Below are 20,497 nucleotides of genomic sequence, written 5' to 3' on the forward strand. Positions count from 1 at the left end.
TCGGCCGAGCCGCTGACCTGACGGCCGATCTCCTGGACCGACGAGCCCAGCTCCTCGGCGGCGGCGGCGACCGTGCCGACATTCGAGGCGGCCTCCTCGGCGGCGGCGGCCACCGTGGTCGACTGACTGGCGGTCTCGCCCGCCGTGGCGCTCATCGCCTGCGCGGTGCCCTGCAACTGCGCCGCAGCAGACCCAACCATCCCCAGAACAGACCCCACCGCACGCTCGAACCCATCCGCGAGTTCCAGCATCGCGGCACGGCGCTGAGCCTCGGCGCCGGCACGGGCGAGCGCCGTCTCCTCCTCCAGCGCGCGGGTGCGCACGAGGTTGTCCTTGAACACTTGGAGGGCGCCGGCCATGGCGCCGATCTCGTCGTGGCGCCCGGCGCCGGGGACGGCGACGGTGGCGTCGCCGCCGGCCAGGGCCCGCATCGCCCGCGTCATGCGGTCGATGGGGCGGGCGATGCCCAGGAAGCCGAAGGCGATGGCGCCCAGGGCCGCCGCGATCACGGCCACGAGGGCCACCAGCGTCGTCATCCGGGCGCCGTCCTGGGCCGAGCGGATCACCGCAGCCGAGGCGAGGGCACCGTCACGGTTGAAGGCGGCATCCTTGGCGATGGCCTCGTTCATCGCCACATACGGCTTGCGCGCCTCGTTGCGGAACAGGACGATCGCTTCGGCGGAGCGTCCCGCCTCGGCGGTCGCGAGGACGGCCAGCCACGCCTTATGCATGGCGTCCCAGCTCTGGGAGAAGTCGTCGTAGAGGCGCCGCTCCGCATCGTCGGAGATCAGCGGCTCGTAGACCTTGCGGGCCTTGCCCACGGCCTGGGCGTTGTCGTCGATATCGCGCAGGACCTGCGCGCGCTCCGCGTCGCTGGTCGCCGTCAGATAGCGGTACTGTTGGGTACGGGTCGAGGAGATCGATCCCCTGAGATTGCTGAGCGCGTCCACCGAGGGGAGCCAGTTGCCGGTGACGTCGTGGACGGCGGCGTCGATCCGGTTCAGCGCGACGATCGCCAGGATGCCCTGACCCACGGCGATCACGGCGAGGATGCCGAACAGCCCCGCGAGCAATGTCTTCAGCGAAAGTCGCATCGGGAAGGTCTTTCCGTTCGGGGGGCGGGCCAACTGCGCCGCCCATCTGTGCCGCAGTGCAAAACCGAGAGGCCACGCTGCGCCGGCTTGGTTAACCGAACCCTTCGAGATCGCGATTAATCCCCTCTCGCGAATACGAAATTTTGTAACTGGCCGCCGCCGGACACCGCATCGCGGCGGGAGGGATTGGTTAACCCTCGCCGCTCATTCTGCGGCCCCGTGTCGTTCGAGTATCAAGCGATGACGTCGCGTCTTTCCGCCCTCGCGTCCTCGCGCCGGGCGCTCGCCGCCTCGCCGCTGGCGCTGTGCCTCGCCCTGGGCGGAGCGCTCGCGCAGCAGCCGCAGCCGGCCGCGCCGCCGGCTCCCGCCGCGCCCCAGGAGATCCGCCGGGCCGAGCCGCCCCGCGCGGAGGCCCCGGCGCCTGCCGCGCCGGCTCCGGCCCTGCCGCCGGAGGCCGCCCCGGCCGCCGCCGCTCCATCGTCTTCGGCGGGGCAGGCCGCCACGAAGAGCCGCGAGGCGGCGCCCCTCGTCTATGCCCGCGTCTCGGCCGATCCGGTGCCGACCCTAAGCCCCGCGACCTTCCTCGACACCCTGAAGATGGCCGACCGCTATCAGGCCTTCGCGGAGGCCGGCGGCTGGGACGCTTTGCCGGCAAGCTTCGCCCCGAAGCCGGGGATGCGCGATCCGGCGATTCCCTCGCTGCGCCATCACCTGACCCTGACCGGCGACCTGCCCGCCGACGCCCCGGCGAGCGACCGCTTCGACCCGCCGCTGGTCGAGGCGCTGAAATCCTTCCAGGCCCGGCACGGGCTGGAGGAGACAGGGACCATCGGCAGGCGCACCCTCGCGGCGCTCAACGTGCCGGCGGCCGTGCGCCAGCGACAGCTTTCAGCCTCGGCGGCGCGGCTGATGGGCTCGAACTTTCCCTTCGGCGAGCGCTACGTCGTCGTGAACATCCCCTCGGCCGCCGTCGAGGCGGTGGAGCGCGGCAGCGTGGCGCGCCGCTACGTCGCGGTGGTCGGCAGCCCCGACAAGATGACGCCCTCGGTGGAGACGCGGATCACCGACGTGAACTTCAACCCGACCTGGACGCTCCCGGTCTCGGTGGTGAGGAACGAGATCATCCCGAAGATGCGGAAAGATGCCGGCTGGCTCGCCCGCAACCACATCCGCGTGCTCGACGGGAAGGGCCAGGAGGTCGAGGCGTCGTCCATCGACTGGAAGGGCGAGAAGGCCGTCAACTACACCCTGCGGCAGGATCCGGGCTTCGACAATTCGCTCGGCCAGGTGCGCATCGACATGCCGAACCGCCACGCGGTCTACATGCACGACACCCCGGCGAAGTCGTATTTCACCCGCGACATCCGCTTCCACTCGCATGGCTGCGTGCGGGTCGGCGGCGTCAAGGAGCTGATCGGCTGGCTGCTCCAGGGCGTCGAGGGTCCGAACGGGCCGGGCTCGTCCTGGGGGCCGATCGAGATCGAGACCGGCATCGCCGGCGGCGAGCGCCGCGACATCAAGCTCGGCAAGCCGATCCCCGTGACCTTCGTCTATCTCACCGGCTACGCCACCCCGGACGGGCGGGCGCAGTTCCGCGACGACATCTACGGGCTCGACACCCCCGCGACCTCCGCCGAGAAGGCCGCTCCCCGGCCGAGGGAGGGCGCCCCGGAGGTGACGACCACCGGCTCCATCGCGCCGCGCAAGCCCGCATCGGCCGCCGGGGCGGGGGCCCTTCCCCCCAAGGCGAAGGCGGAGGCGCCGAGACCGGACGCGCGGGCGCAGGCGCCGCGTCCGGCCCCCCTGCCCTCTCCCCGCGCGACGGCACGCTCGGGCGAGCCGGCGCTGCTGCCGCCGGGCCTCGTCGGACCGCGCGGCTGAGGCGGGATTCACGCGCACCGATAGGAAACCACCCCCGCGAGTCCCGCAGGGCGGTCCTGCGTGCCGGAACAATCGGGCCGCGCGAGGCTTTTGCCGAGCGAGCGGTGCCGCCGCATCCCGCTCCGCGCGCGCGGGGCCATCGGGGCGGCGCCAGTCACGGTTTTTTCCGACACGGAGCGTTTCCCATGGCCAAGGCCAAGCCCGTCAGCCGCATCGGCAGCGATCGCCTGAACACCCCGACCGACCTCGATCCGAACGACGTCAAGACGATTTCCGAAGGTCTCGCGGTGCTGACCTCGGACCTCTTCGCGCTCTACATCAAGACCAAGAACTTCCACTGGCACATGAGCGGCCCGCATTTCCGCGACTACCACCTGCTCCTCGACGAGCAGGGGGAGCAGATCTTCGGCATCATCGACGACGTGGCCGAGCGCGCCCGCAAGATCGGCGGCACCGCGCTGAAATCCCTGGGGCAGGCCGACAAGCTGAAGCGCGTCGCCGACAACGACGACGCCTATGTCGGCCCGCTCGACATGCTCAAGGAGCTGCGCGACGACAACAAGGCGCTCGTCGCCCATATGCGCGAGCTGCACGAGGTCACCGACGAGGCCAACGACGTCTCCACCACCAGCCTGCTGGAGGAGTGGATCGACCAGGCCGAGCGCCGCACCTGGTTCCTCTACGAGGCGACCCGCGAATCCACGCAGGACGGCCACTGAGCCCTCGCCGCGCATCCCCTCGCACGACGAGAAGGCCCGCGCCGTTTCCCGGCGCGGGCCTTCTCGCATCCTGCGGTCGATGGGCGGACGGCTCAGCCGGCGGCGACGAGCTCGCCTTCGCGGACGGCCCGCTCGCCACCGGCGCCGTCCGAACGGATGCGGTAGGACGGCTCGCCCGTCCCGTCATCCGGCATCAGACGCAGGACCTGGCAGATGTCGCCGACGGCGGACTTGCCCTCGGCATATCCGACGCGGGCGCGCCGCACGCGCTGGCCGACCTTGAACTTGTGGGACATGTGAGCCTTCCGTGGAGTCGTCCCTCGGGGCCTCCCCCGACGACGGACCGCTCCCGGACGGGGCGGCCGATTCCCGTGACGAACCGATGTCGTCCGAGCCCGCCCCTCCGCGAGGCCGGCTCCCCCTTCCCCGGCCCGCCCCCTCTCGGGCTTGAACCGGGCCAAGCGCCCGTCAGCGACGGGCCTTGATCTTCGCCTTGCGGGCGGCGTAGCGCGCGTCGCGCTCTTCCTTCTGCCTGGCCAGGGCCGCCCGGCCACGCTCGGCGGCGGCGGCCGCCTCGGCGGCCTTGCGCGCGATCTCGGCCTCCTGTTCCGCCAGGGCGGCGAGGACCTTGCGCTCCTCCTCGGCGACGCGCGCGGCCTCGCGCTCCGCGGCACGGGCATCGCGGGCCTCGACGATCGCCTTGCGCTCCGCCTGCCGGGCCTGCACGGCCGGGTCGTCCGCGCCGGGGCGGTTCAGGAAGCGCAGGCGCGTCGCCGCGCGGGCCTTGGCGGCGGCCTGGAGGCGGTCGGTCAGCGTCGAATCGGCGAGAAAGCTCACGAGATGCCCTGGTTGGGGACGCGGCGGCGAAGACCGGCCCGATAAAGAAGAAGCCGCCCCTGCCGGAGCGGCTTCGAGAACGCGTGCGTCGTGCCCGGACGGGCCGATCAGGCGGCCTGGAGCTGGCCGGCGGCCTGCTTGCCGGAGCGGCGGTCGGTCTCCAGCTCGTAGGAGATCTTCTGGCCCTCGACGAGGCCGCGCAGACCGGCGCGCTCCACGGCGGAGATGTGCACGAACACGTCCTTGCCGCCGTCATCCGGCTGGATGAAGCCGAAGCCCTTCTGATCGTTGAACCACTTGACGGTGCCGATGCTCATGGGAAGTCCTGGTGTGACGAGTTCGTATGGATAGCCCGCGCGTGCCCCGCGCGGCCCATCGTCGATCGAAAGATGATGAGGAAATCAGGCGCGCCCCTGAGGGGCGGGAAAGACCGAAAACCTCGGCCTCGAACCGATTTCATCCAGATAAACCTTCACACCCCACAAATCAAGCGCGGCGAGGATTTTTTGAACTTTGGCGAGATGAAAATACGAAGCTCGTCGAGATTACGGATATGCTATGATGATATTCCCTCCGCGCGATCCCGTGCCTTGGGCCGATGATCTGGAAAGCCTGATGACACGTATCATTCCCACGGGCCGCGCGCCGTCGATGTCCCTCGCGGACTTCAACGCCAAGGCCAAGCGGATCTCCGCCTCCACCGGCGAGGTCGAGAAGGGATCGGTGCGGCGCCCCCCCGCGAACCGCTGGCGCAAGGACGTCCCGTCCGCCGAGACGAGCGCGCCCGCCACGGCGCGCGCGGCCGTCGAAGCCGAGTAGCGCTCAGCCCGCCGGCGGCGCGGCGTCGAGGGAGACCTTCACAAGCGCCGCGTCCTCCGGGTCGGGCTTCGCCGAGAATCCGAGCCGCCGGCAGACCGCCAGCATCGGCCGGTTCTCGGCGAGCACGGTCCCCTCGATCCGGCGGATGCCTTCCGCCCGCGCCCAGTCGATCATCAGGCGCATGAGCGCGTAGCCGAGCCCCGCGCCCTTGAGCGTCGAGGCGACGAGGATCGCGTATTCGCCGCTCTCGTGGTTGGCGTCGGCATGCAGGCGCACCGCCCCGAGCATGGCGCCGCTGCCGATATCCGTGGCGACGAAGGCGATGGCGCGGGCATAGTCGAGCTGGGTCAGCCGGGCGAGGAAGGCGTGGCTGAACTCCTTCACCGGCGCGAAGAAGCGCAGGCGCACGTCCTCCGGGTCCACGCTCTCGAAGAAGCGGCGGAAAAGCGCCTCGTCCTCCGGCCGCACCGGCCGCACATGGATCGGGTTGCCCTTCAGGGTGAGGGTGCGCTCCCACTCCACCGGATAGGGCCGGATCGCGAAGCGCGGGTGGCCCCGCCCCCGGCCGCCGGACGAGCGCGCGATGCGCACGCGCGCGTCGAGGGCGACGCAGCCGGTCTCGTCGGCGAGCAGCGGGTTGATGTCGAGCTCGCGCACCTGCGGCAGGTCGGCGGCGAGCTGCGCCAGCTTCACCAGCACCAGCGCCCCCCTGTCGGCGGCGGGAACGTCGCGATAGGCGGCGAGCCGCCGGGACACGCGGGTGCGGCCGATGAGATCGTCGGCGAGCACGAGGTCGAGGGGCGGCAGGCCGAGCGCGCGGTCGTCGATCACCTCCACCGCCACGCCGCCCCGACCGAACACCACCACGGGACCGAAGGTCGGATCCTCGGCGAGCCCCGCGATCAGCTCCCGGCGCCGGCCCCGGCGCACCATCGGCTGCACGCAGAAGCCGGTGATCCGCGCCTCCGGCCGCTCGCGGCGGGCCCGCACCAGAATCGCCTGGGCGGCGGCGCGCACATCCGCCTCGCTGACGAGATCGAGATGGACGCCTCCGATATCCGACTTGTGGACCACGTCGGGGGAGGCGACCTTCAGCGCCACCGCCTCGCCGCGCGCGATGATCGGCCAGGCCGCCGCCGCCGCGCCGTCGATGTCGGGGGCGAGCGTCAGCGGGACGCTCTCGATGCCGTAGGCCGAGAGCAGCCCGGTGACGCCGATCGGGTCGAGCCACTCCGCGCCCTGACGCAACGCATCCGCGACGATGGCGCGGGCCCGGCCCACCGCCGGCACGAAATCGCGCGGCAGCGAGCCTGGCGTACGCATCAGGTCGTCCTGCGCCTCGCGGTAGCGCACGAGATGCGAGAAGCCCCGGATCGCCTCCGAATCGGTGGAGAAATGCGGGATGCCGGCGGCCGAGAGCAGGCCCGTCGCCCCCGCGTCGTCCCCGAGCGAGACCGCGAAGACGGGCTTCCTCCGGTTGCCTCCGGCGCGGGCCGCCCGCACGGTCTCGGCGATCGCCGAGGCCACGGCGACGGAATCGGAGCGGACGGTGGGGACATGGATCGCCAGCACCGCGTCGCTGGCGCGGTCTGCGATCAGAGGGGCCAGCGCGCGGGCATAGGCGGGGGCGCCCGCGTCGATGCCGAGATCGGCGGGATTGCCCGGCGGCAGGCCCTCGGCGGGCGAGGGCACGGCCAGCGTGCCGCCGGAATCGATGAGCCGGTCGGCGGCGAGCGCCCCGATGCCGCGCCCGTTGGTGAGGATGGCGAGGCGCCGCCCCGGAAACGGCCGCTGCCGCCCGAGGGTCTCCACCGCCGAGAACATCTCGTCGAGATCCTCGACCGTCAGCAGGCCCGCCCTGCGGAAGGCCGCCTCGTAGACGGCGTCGGGCCGGGCGAGCGCCCCGGTATGGGTTTCCGGGGAACGGCCCTCGCGGACATGGCGGCCCGTGCGCAGGACGACGACGGGCTTCGCTCGCGCGGCGGCGCGGGCGGCGGACATGAACTTGCGCGCGTCGCGCACCTGCTTGATGCAGAGCAGGATCGCGCGGGTGCGGAAATCGGCGGCGAAGTAGTCGAGACAGTCCGACACGTCCACGTCGCTGGCATGCCCCAGGGAGACCACCGCCGAGAAGCCGACGGAGCGCGCTCGCGCCCATTCGACGATGCCGGCGGCGACCGTGCCGGAATGCGAGACGAGGGCGATGTCGCCCTTCGGAGGCGCCTTGGTCAGCAGGCTGGCGTTGAGATCGTGGCCGGGAACGGCGAGCCCGATGCTGTTCGGCCCCAGGAGGCGCAGCCCGTAATGCCGGCCGATGCGCCGCGCCCTCGGACCCGGATCGTCATAGGCCGTCCCGAGATCGGCGGTCAGAACGATCGCCGCGCCGGCGCCCTTGCGCCCGGCATCCTCGACGATGCCGGGAACGGAGGCCGGCGGCGTCGCGATGACGACGAGGTCGGGGGGCTCGGCGAGATCGCCCACGCTCGGGACGCAGGCATCCCCGTCGATCTCCGCGTGGCGCGGATTGACCGGGTGGATCGGGCCGGCGAATCCCGCCGCCCGCAGATTCTCCGAGATGGCCCGCCCGAGCGACCCCTCGCGCTCGCCAGCGCCGACGAGCGCGATGGAGCGCGGGTGGAGAAGCGCCTCGAAACGGTAGGTGCTCATGCCGGGTCCTGCCCCCGATCCGCGCCGTTCGTAGCGCGTGCGGTGCAGCAGGAACGCGGGATCGGCGGCGGGGTCAATGCCCCGTCGGTTCTTTCAGGAGGCGCTCAGGCGCCGGCGGCGGAGACGGGAGCGAGCACCAGCGTCTCGTGGGTCTTGAACACCATGGGCCAGCGCATGCGCTCGGCCAGCGACTGCGCCTCCGAGAGGGTGATGCCGCGCTGGCGGGCGACGCGCTCGAGATTGGTCCAGTCGGTCTGCATGTCGGCTCCGGTTAACGATGTCTCGCCGGTCCAACGTGCCGGGGGGCGCAGCGGTTTCATCGCTTGCCCGCCTCGTCTACGGAAGGGCCATGACGTCCCCCGATTCCCGCTCCGCCCGCGAGGCCGTCGTCTCGGCCATGCGCCAGATGATCGCGCTGGGGCTCAGCCAGGGCACCTCGGGCAACGTCTCGGTGCGCACGCAGGACGGCTTCCTGGTCACGCCCTCCGGCATCCCGGCCGAGGAGCTGCGCCCGGAGCACGTCGTCCCCATGGACATGGCGGGCGGGCACGACCACCCGCTCACGCCCTCCTCGGAATGGCGCTTCCACCGGGACATCCTGGCCTCGCGGCCGGAGGTCGGCGCCGTGGTCCACGCCCACCCGGCCTACTGCACCGCCTTCGCCATCTGCGGCCGGGAGATCCCGGCGGTGCATTACATGATCGCGGCGGCCGGCGGCCCGAGCATCCGCTGCGCCCCCTACGCGCCCTACGGCACCGAGGCCCTCTCGCGGGCGGCGCTCGCGGCGCTCGAGGGCCGCTCCGCCTGCCTGCTCGCCAATCACGGCATGATCGCCATCGGGCCCGACCTCGCCAAGGCGCTCTGGCTCGCGGTGGAGGTGGAGACCCTCTGCCGGCAATACGCGCTCGCGCTCCGGATCGGCACGCCGGTGGTGCTGGACGACGACGAGATCGCCCGCACGGTCGAGCGCTTCAAGACCTACGGTCCGCGCAAGGCCGAAGACTGAGGCCAAGCCTGCCGGCTCACCATGCCATCACAGGTGGAGCGGAGGCCCGGCCGGCATCCGGCACGGACCGGGCGCGGGCTGCTCAAATCGAGGGCGTGACCGGCCGGAACGGATACAGGGTGCAGGACGGGTCTGTTCAAGGCCGCGCCGAAGCCGCAGACGTCAAATCCGAATCAAGACTGTCCTGTTTCAGCCAATCGATGATGTTATTCGGCCGATCACTCAGTTTTTCACCTTGCGTCGTCATTTACGACACACTAGTACCTGCTCCGGCATGACGCTCGTCGCATCGATCGTGATCGGAGACGGAGAAATTCGGTCTATCGAAGAGCTGCGGCGCGCTCGAAAGAGGGGACAGGGATGATATCGGAAAACGAATCCGCAGCGGATTACATCGCGCTCGCTTCGGATATTGTATCGGCTTTCGTCAGCAATAATTCGGTTCCGATCTCGGATTTGCCCGCCCTCATCGCCTCCGTCCACGCCACGCTGACGAAACTGACGGGCGGCCCCGTCGAGGACCGCAGCGAGCCCCTGAACCCGGCCGTTCCGGTCAAGCGCTCCGTCACCGCGGATTTCATCGTCTGCCTGGAGGACGGCAAGAAGTTCAAGTCGCTCAAGCGCCACCTGCGCACGCGCTACGGCATGACGCCGGAGGAGTACCGCGCGAAGTGGAACCTGCCGGCGGACTATCCCATGGTGGCGCCGAACTACGCCGCCGCCCGCTCCGAGCTCGCCAAGACCATGGGGCTCGGCCAGCAGCGCCGGAAGGCGCGCCCGGCCGAGGTCAAGACCCCGGCCCCGCGCGGCCGTCCCCCCCGGCAGGCCGCGACCGTCGAGGCGTAGGCCCGCAGGAACCGCGCGTCCGGCCGGGGCGCGACGGTTGTCCACAGGCCGTTCGTCGCCCGCGCGATCGGTCTGCGACGGCGGTCCCGCGCCTTGCGGGGCGGGCGGATCGGGGCCCGTCCGGCCGCCCTTCGGCCGGGTTTCGCACAGGTCGTCCCGCGCCGGTTAGGAAAAGGGCAATCGGCGGCTGACACATCTCGGAAGGGATCCGGCGCGAGCGACCGCGCTGGGCCGTTCCGGGATGACGCATGGCCGGCCCGCCGAACCTCGTGGCCCGATTGTTCTGGACGGCGGTCGCCGGAGGCGGCCTCGCCTTCGCCTTCGGCCGGCCGGCGCTGGTGGCCACCGCCGCCGCGCTCGCCCTCGTCGTCCTGCACCGGCTCGGGCGTCCGGCGCGTTTCCGGCGGCTCGCCCGCCGGCTCGCGAAGCGGCACGCGCGCACCCTCGCCCTGCGGCGGCGGCAGGAATGCTTCACCGACGCCTACGGCAACGAGGTCCGCGACGGCTGGCTGCGCGAAAAAACCTATTTCACCGAGCGCACCCTGGTGCCGCCCCTCGAGGCGAAGGGCTACGCCGATCTCGTCGACGCGCGCTTCGAGGATCTGCTGGCGCTGGTCGAGGACATCGCCGCCGGGGTCCGCCTGCCGGACGAGACGGAGGCGCCCGACGACGGCCTCGGCTACGAGCAGTTCTGCCTGAAGACGCTGGCGGCGGCCGGCTGGCGGGCGCATCCGACCCCGGCCAGCGGCGACCAGGGCGCCGACATCGTGGCAGAGCGCGACCGCGTGCGCCTCGTGGTGCAATGCAAGCGCTACGGGAAGCCGGTGGGCAATGCCGCCGTGCAGGAGGCCGCCGCCGCCGGCCGCTACTGGTCCGGCGACATGGCGGCGGTGGTCTCGAATGCCGGCTTCACCCCCGCCGCCCGCAAGCTCGCGGCGGCGACCGGCGTGCTCCTGCTCCATCACGACGACCTGCCGGACCTGCCCTCGGCGCGGCCGGGACGCCGCTGAGCCTCATTCCTCCAGGGGCAGCCAGCGATGCCCCTCCCGAGCGAGGAGCGCGTCGGCCCCCTTCGGCCCGGAGGAGCCCGCCGCATAGGGCTCCGCCGGCCCCTCGGTCCAGGCCCGGAGCAGCGGCTCCACGGCGGCCCAGCCGGCCTCAATCTGGTCGGCGCGCTGGAACAGGGTCGGATCGCCGATCATGCAATCGTAGAGCAGGGTCTCGTAGCCGACGCTCGGCGCCTCCTCGAAGGCGTCGCCGTAGTAGAAGGCCGTCTCCACGGGGGCGATGCGCATCCGGGGGCCCGGTCGCTTCACGTTGAAGCCGGTATGGATGCCCTGCTCGGGATCGATGGTCAGGCGCATGACGTTGCCATGCGGCCCCCGTGCCTCGCCGAGATCGGGGAAGAGCCCCGTGGGCGAGGGTTTGAAATGCACCGCCGCCTCGGTGAGCCGCCGCCCGAGGCGCTTGCCGGTGCGCAGGTAGAACGGCACCCCGCGCCAGCGCGGCGTGTCGACGGCGAGCTTCAGCGCGGCGTAGGTCTCGGTATGGGACTCGGGGGCCACATGCGGCTCCTCGCGGTAGCCCTTCACCGCTTGGCCCTGCTCGCTGCCGGCGGCGTATTGCCCGCGCACGGCGTCCTCCGGCGGCACCGGCCGCACGGCCTTCACCACGGCGGCCTTGGCATCGCGCACGTCCTCGGCATCGAGGGAGGCCGGCGGCTCCATGGCGATCATCGAGAAGATCTGCACGAGGTGGTTCGGCACCATGTCGCGCAGCGCGCCGGTCGCTTCGTAGAAGGCGCCCCGCCCCTCGACGCCGATGGTCTCGGCCGCCGTGATCTCGACATGGTCGACATGCTCCGCGCGCCAGACCGGCTCCAGCATGCCGTTGGCGAAGCGTATGGCGAGGATGCTCTGCACCGTCTCCTTTCCGAGGAAATGGTCGATCCGGTAGAACTGGCTCTCCTCGCCCTGGCGCAGGATGCGCGCGTTCAGCGCCTTGGCGGAGGCGAGGTCCGAGCCGAAGGGCTTCTCGATCACCACGCGGCGGAAGGCGCCGTCCGTCTCCTTCAGGAGGCCGGCCCCGCCGAGCCCGTCCACTACCGGCCCGAAGAAGCGCGCGGCCACCGCCAGATAGAACACGACATTGCCGGAGACGGCCTCGGCGAGCGCCTCATAGGCCGCCGGATCCTCGAAATCCCCCTTCAGGAAACGGATGCGCTCGCGCACGAAACCCCAGACCTTCGGGTCGATATGGTCGGGGTGGAATTCGCCGGTGCGGTCCCTGGCGAAGGAGTCCATCGTCTCCGTGAGCTCGGTGCGCAAATCCTCGTCGGACTTGTCGTTGTGGTCGACGCCGAGGATCTTGAAGCCCTCGTCGAGAAGCCCTCCGCCGGCGAGGTTGTAGAGGGCCGGCATGAGCAGGCGCTTCGTGAGGTCGCCGGCCGCGCCGAAGATCACCAGGGTGCAGGGCGGCGCGGGCGCCGGCCTCTCGTCGGTCTGGTCCATCGGCACGCGTCTCCCGAAAGCCCCGCCGGATAGGCCCGGCGGCAGGGGCGAAACGGGCGATGGGGTCCGGCGTTCCGGCGGCGGGCGGTCGCGGGCCTTACTCGTCGGTCCGCAGGGCCTGCCCCGAATCGATCGGCAGGCGAGGCCCTTTCAGCTCGGCGCCGGTGGGCAGGCTGCGGGCGTCCCAGCCGCCGCCGAGCGCCCGGATCAGCGAGACCGCCGTGGTGAAGCGGTTGAGGCGCACGCCGAGCGCCGTCACCTCGTTGTTGAAGGCGAGGGTCTGCGCCGTGACCACGGTGGTGAAGTTCTGGGTGCCGGCCCGGTACTCGTTGAGCGCGATCTCCACGGCGCGGCGGGCCGAGGCGACGGCCTCGTCCTGCGCGACCTGCTGGCGGGCGAGGATGCGCACGCCAGCGAGCCCGTTCTCGACCTCGCCGAAGGCGGTGAGCACCGTCTGCCGGTAGGCGGCGACGCTGGAATCGTAGCCGGCCCGCGCGCTCTGGAGGGCGGCGGAGCGGGCGCCCCCGTCGAACAGCACCTCGCTGGCGGCGGCCCCCACCGACCAGACCTGATTGGCGGCGGAGAAGACGCCGTTGCTGGTCGCCCCCGAGATTCCGCCGGAGGCCGAGAGCGTCACCGTCGGGAAGAAGGCGGCCACCGCGACGCCGATCTGCTCGCTCTGCGCCTGCACCTGCCGCTCGGCCTGGGCGACGTCGGGCCGGCGCTCCAGCAGGTCGGAGGGGATGCCCACCGGCACGGCGGGGGGGCGCGACGCGAGCGTGCCCACGGGGATCGTCACCTCCGAGGGCGGCCGGCCGACGAGGGTGGCGATGGCGTGCTCGTAGGTGGCGCGCTGGAGCCCGACCGCGATAGCCTGGGCCTGGGCCGTCTGCACCTGGGTCTGCGCGGTGATGACGTCGGAGCGCGCCGCGACGCCGGCCGCATACTGGTTCTCGGCGATGGCCAGCGTGCGCTTGTAGGCGGCCACCGTGTCGTTGAGGAGCCGCTGGAGCGAATCGTAGTAGCGCAGCTCGATATAGTCGGCGGCGAGCTCCGCCTGGATCGCGAGGCGGGTGGCGGCAAGGGAGGCCGCGCTCGCCTGCCCCGCCGCCGTCTCGCTCTCGATACCGCGCCGGATGCCGCCGAACAGGTCGAGCTCCCAGCTCGCCTGCCCCTGGAGAGACACCGTGGTCTTTTCCGAGCCGAGGGAGCGCGAGCGGGTGATGCTTGGCGCGCCGATCACGGTCGGATAGAGCGCGGCGCGGGCCTGCTCCACCAGGGCGCGGGCCTGCCGGTAGGAGGCCACGGACTGGCGCAGGGTCTGGTTGTCGACGTCGACGAGGCGGATCAGCCGGTCGAGACCGGGATCGCGGAAGACGCGCCACCAGTCGCCGCGCTCGGCCCCGTCGTTGGGCGCCACCGCGCGCCAGCCCTTCTTGGCCACGACATGGGCCACGCTGTCCTCGCGCATGCCCCCTTCCTTGAAGGCGAGCGGCGTCTCGACGGAGGGGCGCGCATAGTCCGGCCCGACCATGCAGCCGGCCGTGATGAGCGCGGGCGCCAGGGCGGCGGCGGCGCGAGCGAGCCTGAGCAGGGTCATTCGGCGGCCTGGATCGCCGTCGCCTCGCCGGGCCGGGGCGCGCGGCGCCGCAGCCGGTCGAGATAGAGGTAGACCACGGGCGTCGTGTACAGGGTCAGGATCTGGCTCACGATGAGGCCGCCGATGATGGCGATGCCCAGCGGCCGGCGCAGTTCCGAGCCCTCGCCGCCGGCGAGCACGAGGGGAGCCGCGCCGAGCAGCGCGGCGAGCGTTGTCATCATGATCGGCCGGAAGCGCAAGAGGCAGGCCTCGAAGATCGCGTCGCGCGGGGCGGCACCGCGCGTCCGCTCGGCGTCGAGGGCGAAGTCGATCATCATGATCGCGTTCTTCTTGACGATGCCGATGAGCAGGAACACCGCGATCAGCGCGATGATGGTGAACTCGGTGCCGGTGACGAGGAGCGCCAGCACCGCCCCGATGCCGGCCGAGGGCAGCGTCGAGAGGATCGTGAGCGGGTGCACGAAGCTCTCGTAGAGGATGCCGAGCACCGCGTAGACCGTGAGGATCGCGGCGAGAATCAGCAGCGGCTGGCGCGAGGCGGAATCCTGGTAGTTCTTGGCGACGCCCGCGAACTCGCCGTGGATGCTGGCGGGCAGGCGCAGGGACGCCATCGCGTCCTCGATGGCGGCGGTGGCGTCGCTGAGGCTCTTGCCGGGCGCCAGGTTGAACGAGATCGTGGTGGCCACGAACAGGCCCTGGTGGCTCACCTGCACCGGGGTGCTGCCGGTCTCGATCCGCGCGAAGGCCGAGAGCGGCACCATGGTCTCCACCGCGCTCGACACCGGCGCGGAGGCCGAGGCGCCCCCCTTCGTGGCGGCGATGGCGTTGGCGGCGGCGTTGCGGGCGGAATCCCCGGCCACCGCGGCGGCCGTGGCGCTCGGGTCCGTCGTCGCGGCGGTCGCCGCGCCCGCCGTGCCGGACCCGTTGGTGTTGGTGGCGCCGTTGGCCGCGACGGTGCCGGCCACCGCGTTGGTGACGGCCGAGCCGCGCGCGTTGCCGCCCGAGGTCGAGACGTAGATCATCTTCAGCGTCTCGGGGGACTGGAGGTAGCGCGGCGCGATCTCCATGACGACGTGGTACTGGTTCAGCGGGTTGTAGATGGTCGAGACCTGGCGCTGGCCGAAGGCGTCGTAGAGGGTGTTGTCGATCTTGTTGGGGGTGATGTTGAAGCGCGCGGCCGTCGCCCGGTCGATCACCAGCCGGCTCTCCAGCCCGCCTTCCTGCTGATCGGAGGTGACGTCGGCGAAGATCGGGTTCTTCTGGAGCTCCGCGAGCAGCTTCGGCGCGGCGGCGTAGAGTTCCTCCGCCGTGTCCCCCTGGAGCGTGTACTGGTAGGCGGCGAAGCTCTGGCGGCCGCCGATCTTCAGGTCCTGGCGCGGGAACAGGAACAGGCGCGCGCCGGCCACCCGCGAGAGTTTCGGGCGCAGCCGGGTCATCACGGCCTCGATGCCGTCGCGCTCGCCCCTGGGCTTGAGGCCGACGAAGACGTTGGCCGAGTTGGTGCCGCGCCCGCCCGTGAAGCCGACGACGCTGTCCACCGCCGGGTCCGCCTGAACGATGGCGCAGGCCTGCCGCAGCTTCTGCTCCATGGACTGGAAGGAGATGCGCTGGTCGGCCTGGATGCCACCCATCATCTGCCCGGTGTCCTGATCGGGAAAGAAGCCCTTCGGCACGATGACGTAGAGATAGACGTTGAGCCCGATAGTGGCGAAGAACGTCGCCAGCACCAGCCGGCGGTGGCGCAACGCCACCCGCAGCGTACGCTCGTAGGCGGCCAGCGTGGCGTCGAAGGCGCCCTCCAGCGCGCGGACCAGGATGTTGGGTCGCTTGGCCGGTCTCGTGCCGTGCCCATGCGGCTTGAGGAGGCGGGCGCACATCATCGGCGTGGTGGTGAGCGACAGCACCAGCGAGATCAGGATCGCCAGCGACAGCGTCACCGCGAATTCCTGGAAGAGCCGCCCGACGATGCCGCCCATCAGCAGGATCGGCATGAACACCGCGATCAGCGACAGGCTCATGGAGATGACGGTGAAGCCCACCTCCTGCGCCCCGAGCAGCGCCGCCTCGATGCGTGGGCGCCCCAGCTCGATATGGCGCTGGGCGTTCTCGAGGACGACGATGGCGTCGTCCACCACGAAGCCCGTGGCGATGATGAGCGCCATCAGCGACAGGATGTCGAGGGAGTAGCCGAGCAGGTACATGGCCGAGAAGGTGCCGATGATCGAGATCGGCACCGCGATGGCCGGAATCAGCGTGGCGCGCAGGGAGCGCAGGAACACGAACACCACCAGCACCACCAGCCCGACGGCGATGACCAGCGTGTCTTCGGTCTCGGCCAGGGAGGCGCGGATGGTGGCGGCGCGGTCTCCGGTGACGGTGAGGTCGATGTCGCCCGGCAGCGCCGCCTTCACCTGCGGCAGCGCCGCCTTGAGGCCGTCGATGGTCTCGACCACGTTCGAGCCGGGCTGCTTGTAGACGAACAGGATCACCCCCGGCTTGCCGTTGACGAGCCCGAGGTTGCGCTTGTCCTCGACGCCGTCGACCACCCGGCCGACATCCGTCAGCTTGACGCCCGCGCCGTTGCGGTAGGCGACCACGATGTCGCGGTAGTCCGCCGCCTGCCGGCCCTGGTCGTTGGCGTAGAGCTGGTAGCGGCGCCCGCCCGCCGAGATGTCGCCCTTGGGCGAGTTCGCGTTGGCCGAGGCCAGCGCCGCGCGGATGCCTTCCAGGCCGATGCCGTAGTGGAACAGGGCGGTGGGATCGAGCTCCACCCGCACCGCCGGCAGCGAGGAGCCGCCGATGTCGACATTGCCGACGCCGGAGAGCTGCGAGAGCTTCTGCTGCACCACCGTCGCGGCGGAATCGTAGAGCTGGCCCGGCGAGAGCGTGTCCGAGGTGAGCCCCAGGATCAGGATCGGCGCGTCGGAGGGGTTGAACTTCCGATAGGTCGGGTTCTGGCGCAGCGCCGTCGGAAGGTCGGCGCGCGCCGCGTTGATGGCGGCCTGGACATCGCGGGCGGCCCCGTCGATGTCGCGGTTGAGCCCGAACAGCAGCACGATGCGCACGCTGCCGGTGGAGCTCGTCGAGGTCATCTCGTTGACGTCGGCGATGATGCCGAGGCGTCGCTCGAGCGGCGCGGCGACCGTCGTCGCCATGGTCTCCGGCGAGGCGCCGGCCATCTGCGCCTGCACGAGGATGACCGGAAAATCCACCTGCGGCAGCGGCGCCACGGGCAGCCTGGTGAAGGCGAAGAGCCCCGCGAGCAGCACGCCGATGGTGAGCAGCGTCGTCGCGACGGGCCGCCGGATGAAGGGGGCGGAGACGTTCACGGCAGCGCCTCGCCCGCCGGCAACCCACCCTCGCGGCGGCCCGAGAGGCGGCGCTCCAGGCGGTCGAAGGCGAGGTAGATCACGGGGGTCGTGAACAGGGTCAGCACCTGGCTGACGATCAGGCCGCCGGCGATGACGATGCCCAGGGGCTGGCGCAGCTCCGAGCCGACGCCGGAGCCGAGGATCAGCGGCACCGCCGCGAACAGCGCCGCCAGCGTCGTCATCAGGATCGGCCGGAAGCGCAGCAGGCAGGCCTCGTAAATGGCCTCGCGCGGCGCCATCCCGCCCTCGCGCTCCGCCTGGAGCGCGAAGTCGATCATCATGATGGCGTTCTTCTTCACGATGCCGATGAGCAGCACGATGCCGATGATGGCGATGATGTCGAGCGAGAGCCCGAAGATCATCAGCCCGATCAGCGCCCCGATGCCGGCCGAAGGGAGCGTCGAGAGGATGGTGATCGGGTGGACGAAGCTCTCGTAGAGCACGCCGAGCACGATATAGACGGTCACGATGGCCGCGAGCACGAGAAAGAGCTCGTTGCCGAGGGCCGACTGGAAGGCGAAGACCGAGCCCTGCGGCACCACCCGGAAGCTCGCCGGCAGGCCGATCTCCCGGCCCGTCCTGTCGATCACCGCGACCGCGTCGCCGAGCGCCGCGCCCGGCGCGAGGTTGAACGAGACGGTGGTGGCCGGGAACTGCCCGAGATGGCCGATGAGCAGCGGCGCCCGCCGCTCCTCCACGCGGGCGATGGCCGAGAGCGGCACCTGCCCGTTCGTCGCGGTGGACGAGGGCAGGTAGAGCGCGTTGAGGCTGTCCAGCGTCCGGTGCAGCTCCGGGTCGGCCTCCAGGATCACCCGGTACTGGTTCGACTGGGTGAAGATCGTGGAGACGATGCGCTGGCCGAAGGCGTCGTAGAGCGCGTTGTCGACGGTCGCGGGCGTGATGCCGTAGCGGCCGGCGGTGGAGCGGTCGATGGTGACATAGGCAGCCAACCCGCTGGCCTGGAGGTCGCTCGCCACGTCCTGAAGAAGGGGCGACTTCCTCAGCGCGTCGACGAAGCGGGGCACCCAGGTCTCGAACTCGGCGAGGTTCGGGCTCTCCAGCATCACCTGATACTGCGTGGCCGAGACCGCCGTATCGATGGTGAGGTCCTGCACCGGCTGCATGTAGAGGCGGATGCCGGAGACCTCCGCCGTCGAGGCCGTGATGCGCCGGATGATGTCGCTGGCGCTCGCCGCGCGCGCGTCGCGCGGTTTCAGGTTGATGAGGAAGCGGCCGGAATTGAGCGTCACGTTCTGGCCGTCGACGCCGATGAACGAGGACAGGCTCGCCACGTCCGGGTCCTTGAGGACGACCTGCGCGAGCCGCTGCTGGCGCTCCGCCATGGCCTCGTAGGAGACCGTCTGGTCGGCCTGGGTGATGCCCTGGATCACGCCGGTGTCCTGCACCGGGAAGAAGCCCTTCGGCACGACCACGAACAGCCACGCCGTCAGCGCCACGGTGGCGAGCGTCGCGACGAGCGTCAGGCCCTGGTGGTCCAGAACCACGCGCAACGCCCGCCCGTAACCGGCGATGGTCCGATCGATCGCCCCGCGTCCGATCCGGGAGAAGAACCCCTCGCGCCGGACCTGGCCCTCGGGGACGTGCTTGAGCAGGCGCGCGCAGAGCATCGGCACCAGCGTCAGCGAGACCACCGCCGAGATGACGATGGTGGCGGCCAGCGTGATCGCGAACTCGTGGAACAGGCGGCCGACCACGTCGCCCATGAACAGGAGCGGGATCAGCACCGCGATCAGCGAGACGGTGAGCGAGATGATGGTGAAGCCGATCTCGCGCGAGCCCTTCAGCGCGGCTTCCAGCGGCGAATCCCCGTCCTCGACGTGGCGGGCGATGTTCTCGATGACGACGATGGCGTCGTCCACCACGAAGCCCGTGGCGATGGTGAGCGCCATCAGCGACAGGTTGTCGAGGGAGAAGCCGTAGAGGTCCATGATCGCCAGCGCCCCGACGAGGGAGAGCGGCACCGACAGGCTCGGGATCAGCGTCGCCGACAGGCTGCGCAGGAACAGGAAGATCACCAGCACCACCAGCGCGATGGCGAGGCCGAGCTCGAACTGCACGTCCGCCACGGAGGCGCGGATGGTGACGGTGCGGTCGGTCAGCGGCGCCACCGAGACCGCCGCCGGCAGCGTCGCCTGGAGCTGGGGCAGCAGCGCCTTGATCTTGTCGACGGTGGCGATGACGTTGGCGCCGGGCTGGCGCTGGATGTTGAGGATCACCGCCGGGGTCTCGTCGGCCCAGGCGCCGAGCCGGGTATTCTCCGGCCCCTCGACCACGTCGGCGACGTCGGAGAGCTTGACGGGAGCGCCGTTGCGGTAGGCGATGATCGCATCGGCATAGATCGAGGGGTCGCGGATCTGGTCGTTGGCATTGATGGCGTAGGACTGCTTCGGGCCGTCGATGCTGCCCTTCGGCGTGTTGACGTTGAGGTTGGTGATGGTGGTGCGCAGATCGTCGATGTTGAGCCCGTAAGCCGCCAGCGCGCGGGCGTTGAAGCGCACCCGCACGGCCGGGCGCTGGCCGCCGCCCACGCTGACGAGGCCGACGCCGGCCACCTGGGAGATCTTCTGGGCGAGCCGCGTCTCGGCGAGATCGCGCACCTGGGTCAGCGGCAGGGTCTTCGAGGTCAGCGCCAGGGTGAGGACCGGAGCGTCCGCCGGGTTCACCTTGGCGTAGACCGGCGGCGCCGGCAGGTCGCTCGGGAGCAGGTTGCCGGCCGCGTTGATCGCCGCCTGGACCTGCTGCTCGGCGATGTCGAGGGAAAGATCCAAGCTGAACTGGAGCGTGATGACGGAGGCCCCGGCGGAGCTCTGCGAGGTCATCTGGCTCAGGTTGGCGAGCTGGCCGAACTGGCGCTCCAGCGGCGCGGTCACGGCCGAGGTCATCACCTCGGGGCTGGCGCCGGGATAGAAGGTCTGCACCTGGATCGTCGGGTAGTCGACGGAGGGCAGCGCCGAGACCGGCAGGTTCAGATACGACACCGCGCCGACGATCAGGATCGCCAGCATCAGCAGCGTCGTCGCCACCGGGCGCAGGATGAACAGGCGGGATGGATTCACGGGCGGCCCTCGCGGGCGGATGCGCGCATCCCCTCTCCCCGTGCACGGGGAGAGGGCTGCGACGGCCTCG

Annotated in this window: 16 protein-coding genes; 6 read left to right on the forward strand and 10 right to left on the reverse strand. The window is 71.0% G+C overall.

Translation table 11 applies throughout. From position 1 onward, the window contains the following. A partial coding sequence (locus ACP56T_RS06120) for an MCP four helix bundle domain-containing protein (RefSeq protein ID WP_430911241.1) occupies positions 1–1,094 on the reverse strand: 1,094 nt, incomplete at its 3' end. A gap of 240 nt (positions 1,095–1,334) precedes the next feature. Here ACP56T_RS06120 and ACP56T_RS06125 point away from each other — a divergent pair. Next, complete coding sequence (locus ACP56T_RS06125) at positions 1,335–2,975, forward strand: L,D-transpeptidase family protein (RefSeq protein ID WP_430911242.1); 1,641 nt, start codon at positions 1,335–1,337, stop codon at positions 2,973–2,975. A gap of 185 nt (positions 2,976–3,160) precedes the next feature. Further along, the gene (locus ACP56T_RS06130; RefSeq protein WP_430911243.1) at positions 3,161–3,694 is read left to right on the forward strand and encodes a Dps family protein; all 534 of its coding nucleotides are present in this window, start codon (positions 3,161–3,163) and stop codon (positions 3,692–3,694) included. Positions 3,695–3,786: 92 nt separating this feature from the next. Here ACP56T_RS06130 and ACP56T_RS06135 read toward each other — a convergent pair whose 3' ends face one another. From ACP56T_RS06135 to ACP56T_RS06145, 3 genes are all read right to left on the reverse strand, one after another. Further along, on the reverse strand, positions 3,787–3,990 hold the full coding sequence (locus ACP56T_RS06135) for a hypothetical protein (protein WP_430911244.1): 204 nt from the start codon (positions 3,988–3,990) through the stop codon (positions 3,787–3,789). A 172-nt stretch (positions 3,991–4,162) separates the two neighbouring features. After that, the gene (locus tag ACP56T_RS06140) at positions 4,163–4,531 is read right to left on the reverse strand and encodes a DUF6481 family protein (RefSeq protein ID WP_430911245.1); all 369 of its coding nucleotides are present in this window, start codon (positions 4,529–4,531) and stop codon (positions 4,163–4,165) included. Positions 4,532–4,638: 107 nt separating this feature from the next. Next, positions 4,639–4,848, reverse strand: a complete 210-nt coding sequence (locus ACP56T_RS06145; RefSeq protein ID WP_430911246.1) for a cold-shock protein — start codon at positions 4,846–4,848, stop codon at positions 4,639–4,641. Positions 4,849–5,146: 298 nt separating this feature from the next. Between ACP56T_RS06145 and ACP56T_RS06150 the strand changes: the two genes are divergently transcribed. Then, positions 5,147–5,350, forward strand: a complete 204-nt coding sequence (locus tag ACP56T_RS06150; protein WP_430911247.1) for a hypothetical protein — start codon at positions 5,147–5,149, stop codon at positions 5,348–5,350. A gap of 3 nt (positions 5,351–5,353) precedes the next feature. On the opposite strand, the gene ACP56T_RS06155 is transcribed toward ACP56T_RS06150, so the two are convergent. Continuing rightward, positions 5,354–8,017, reverse strand: a complete 2,664-nt coding sequence (locus ACP56T_RS06155; RefSeq protein ID WP_430911248.1) for a bifunctional acetate--CoA ligase family protein/GNAT family N-acetyltransferase — start codon at positions 8,015–8,017, stop codon at positions 5,354–5,356. Between the two features lie 104 nt (positions 8,018–8,121). Beyond that, complete coding sequence (locus ACP56T_RS06160) at positions 8,122–8,277, reverse strand: hypothetical protein (protein WP_430911249.1); 156 nt, start codon at positions 8,275–8,277, stop codon at positions 8,122–8,124. A gap of 89 nt (positions 8,278–8,366) precedes the next feature. Between ACP56T_RS06160 and ACP56T_RS06165 the strand changes: the two genes are divergently transcribed. The 3 genes from ACP56T_RS06165 to ACP56T_RS06175 all read left to right on the forward strand — a co-directional run bounded on the left by ACP56T_RS06165 (position 8,367) and on the right by ACP56T_RS06175 (position 10,879). After that, positions 8,367–9,023: a class II aldolase/adducin family protein gene (locus ACP56T_RS06165; protein ID WP_430911250.1), complete on the forward strand. Its 657-nt coding sequence runs from the start codon at positions 8,367–8,369 to the stop codon at positions 9,021–9,023. Positions 9,024–9,383: 360 nt separating this feature from the next. Then, entirely contained in the window at positions 9,384–9,869 is a 486-nt protein-coding gene (locus ACP56T_RS06170; RefSeq protein WP_430911251.1) for a Ros/MucR family transcriptional regulator, read from the forward strand. 248 nt (positions 9,870–10,117) lie between these two features. Continuing rightward, positions 10,118–10,879 carry a restriction endonuclease gene (locus ACP56T_RS06175; protein ID WP_430911252.1) on the forward strand — a complete coding sequence of 254 codons (762 nt, stop codon included), beginning with the start codon at positions 10,118–10,120 and terminating at the stop codon, positions 10,877–10,879. A gap of 3 nt (positions 10,880–10,882) precedes the next feature. Here ACP56T_RS06175 and zwf read toward each other — a convergent pair whose 3' ends face one another. The 4 genes from zwf to ACP56T_RS06195 form a co-directional block, all read right to left on the reverse strand. Continuing rightward, positions 10,883–12,379, reverse strand: a complete 1,497-nt coding sequence (gene zwf, locus ACP56T_RS06180; protein WP_430911253.1) for a glucose-6-phosphate dehydrogenase — start codon at positions 12,377–12,379, stop codon at positions 10,883–10,885. Positions 12,380–12,476: 97 nt separating this feature from the next. After that, positions 12,477–13,979, reverse strand: coding sequence for an efflux transporter outer membrane subunit (locus tag ACP56T_RS06185; protein ID WP_430911254.1), 1,503 nt, complete (start codon positions 13,977–13,979; stop codon positions 12,477–12,479). Further along, positions 13,976–17,308, reverse strand: coding sequence for an efflux RND transporter permease subunit (locus ACP56T_RS06190; RefSeq protein WP_430911255.1), 3,333 nt, complete (start codon positions 17,306–17,308; stop codon positions 13,976–13,978). The genes ACP56T_RS06185 and ACP56T_RS06190 overlap by 4 nt, the downstream gene beginning before the upstream one ends. Then, positions 17,305–20,427: an MdtB/MuxB family multidrug efflux RND transporter permease subunit gene (locus ACP56T_RS06195; protein ID WP_430911256.1), complete on the reverse strand. Its 3,123-nt coding sequence runs from the start codon at positions 20,425–20,427 to the stop codon at positions 17,305–17,307. Before ACP56T_RS06195 ends, ACP56T_RS06190 begins: the two co-directional genes overlap by 4 nt. Positions 20,428–20,497 lie beyond the last annotated feature (70 nt).

Source organism: Methylobacterium endophyticum (genome assembly GCF_050591105.1).
Lineage (GTDB): Bacteria > Pseudomonadota > Alphaproteobacteria > Rhizobiales > Beijerinckiaceae > Methylobacterium.

What these genes read in the sequence shown, in the direction of transcription:
- ACP56T_RS06125 (WP_430911242.1), top strand. Translation starts at nt 1,335, where the DNA reads ATGACGTCGCGTCTTTCCGCCCTCGCGTCCTCGCGCCGGGCGCTCGCC.
- ACP56T_RS06130 (WP_430911243.1), top strand. Translation starts at nt 3,161, where the DNA reads ATGGCCAAGGCCAAGCCCGTCAGCCGCATCGGCAGCGATCGCCTGAAC.
- ACP56T_RS06135 (WP_430911244.1), bottom strand. Translation starts at nt 3,990, where the DNA reads ATGTCCCACAAGTTCAAGGTCGGCCAGCGCGTGCGGCGCGCCCGCGTC.
- ACP56T_RS06145 (WP_430911246.1), bottom strand. Translation starts at nt 4,848, where the DNA reads ATGAGCATCGGCACCGTCAAGTGGTTCAACGATCAGAAGGGCTTCGGC.
- ACP56T_RS06150 (WP_430911247.1), top strand. Translation starts at nt 5,147, where the DNA reads ATGACACGTATCATTCCCACGGGCCGCGCGCCGTCGATGTCCCTCGCG.
- ACP56T_RS06155 (WP_430911248.1), bottom strand. Translation starts at nt 8,017, where the DNA reads ATGAGCACCTACCGTTTCGAGGCGCTTCTCCACCCGCGCTCCATCGCG.
- ACP56T_RS06160 (WP_430911249.1), bottom strand. Translation starts at nt 8,277, where the DNA reads ATGCAGACCGACTGGACCAATCTCGAGCGCGTCGCCCGCCAGCGCGGC.
- ACP56T_RS06165 (WP_430911250.1), top strand. Translation starts at nt 8,367, where the DNA reads ATGACGTCCCCCGATTCCCGCTCCGCCCGCGAGGCCGTCGTCTCGGCC.
- ACP56T_RS06170 (WP_430911251.1), top strand. Translation starts at nt 9,384, where the DNA reads ATGATATCGGAAAACGAATCCGCAGCGGATTACATCGCGCTCGCTTCG.
- ACP56T_RS06175 (WP_430911252.1), top strand. Translation starts at nt 10,118, where the DNA reads ATGGCCGGCCCGCCGAACCTCGTGGCCCGATTGTTCTGGACGGCGGTC.
- zwf (WP_430911253.1), bottom strand. Translation starts at nt 12,379, where the DNA reads ATGGACCAGACCGACGAGAGGCCGGCGCCCGCGCCGCCCTGCACCCTG.
- ACP56T_RS06185 (WP_430911254.1), bottom strand. Translation starts at nt 13,979, where the DNA reads ATGACCCTGCTCAGGCTCGCTCGCGCCGCCGCCGCCCTGGCGCCCGCG.